The following is a 1,415-nucleotide window of genomic DNA, read 5'->3' on the forward strand; positions in this document are numbered from 1 at the left end:
TTGTCGAACCTGAGCACCCGGACCGCTGATCTGCAAGTCTGGCGGTCAACCCGCCAGATACGTATCCGCCCAGTTAGACACCGCCCAGCGCGGGTTGTTGGCGATGTTGCCGACCGTGTCGCGGGCAACGCTGATAAAACTCCATTCGGCGACGTTGATCAGCGGCAGGTCGGTGGCCACCTCCTTCTGGAACTCCTTGTAGAGGTCGGTGCGGGCAGTGGTGTCGAGCGTCTCCGATGCCTTAGCGATCAGCGCATCGAGCGCGTCGTTCTTGTAGCCGCCCTGGTTGGAGAACGGCACGCCGTCCGGAATGCCGCTCTGCACCAGAATGGTGGTGGAGATCGCCGGGTCGCCGCGGAACACCGGCGGGCCGACCGCGAGGTCGAAGGCATGGTCGGTGTAGACCGCCTTGATGTGCGCGGCCGAGTCGTTGTTGACCAACTGAGCGTCGATGCCGATGGCGGCGAGCGCCTGGCGCAGATAGTCGCCGAACTGCTTGGTCTCGTTGAAATAGGGCGCCGGCAGCAGTTTTAGCGAGAATCGGTTGCCATCGGCACCTTTCTTGTAGCCGGCCTCGTCGAGCAGCGCGTTGGCCTTGGCGACGTCGAAGGCATAGGTCGGCACGTCGGCCGTGTAGAATTGCGGATCGTTCTTCGGCACCGGACCGGTGGCTGTCGCGGCATAGCCGAGGAACACCGTCTTGACGACGAAATCCTTGTCGATGGCGTGCGCGATCGCCTGCCGCACTTTCACGTCGGCCAGCTCCTTGCGGCGATGGTTGATCTCGACGACGAGCTGATAGGTCAGCCCTTCGTAACCCTTGGAGATCACCTTCAGCCCCGGCACTTTCGAGATGCGGTCGAGGTCGGCCAGCGGCACGGCGGAGAAGGCTGCGAGCTGGATCTCTTCAGCCTCCAGCGCGCTCGCCGCGGACGTGCGATCCGGCAGCACCTGATAGATGATCTCGTCGAGATAGGGCTCGTCCTTGCCCCAGTAATCCGTGTTCTTCGTCAGCCGGTAATACTGGCCGGCCTTGTACTCGCCGAATTTGAACGGCCCGGTGCCGATGGGCGCGTTGTTGGCCGGGTTGTCCTCGATCTTGCCCACCTCGTAGATGTGCTTCGGCACCACGCTGCTTAGCGCCGGCAGCGCGTTGCGGATCAGCTGGAAGGGCGTCGGCTTGGCGAACTTGAACACGGCGGTGAGATCGTCCGGGGTGTCGACGCTGGCCAGATCCTTGAACACGGTGCGGCCGAGATTCTGCAGCGGCTTCCAGATCTGCAGCGCCGAGAAGGCGACGTCGGCCGAGGTGAACGGTTTGCCGTCATGCCATTTGACGCCGTCGCGCAGTTTGAACGTCACTGAGAGCCCGTCGGCAGCACCCTCCCAACTCAGCGCCAGCCGTGGAACGAGCC

1 protein-coding gene is annotated in these 1,415 nt (G+C 63.4%); it reads right to left on the bottom strand.

Annotated features, from left to right (window positions below):
• Positions 1 to 45 precede the first annotated feature (45 nt).
• Positions 46 to 1,415 (bottom strand): ABC transporter substrate-binding protein (locus EN935_RS35925; protein WP_164771684.1); only part of this gene is annotated, 1,370 nt, incomplete at its 5' end.

The sequence above is a fragment of the Mesorhizobium sp. M7D.F.Ca.US.004.03.1.1 genome (genome assembly GCF_003998635.1).
Lineage (GTDB): Bacteria > Pseudomonadota > Alphaproteobacteria > Rhizobiales > Rhizobiaceae > Mesorhizobium > Mesorhizobium loti.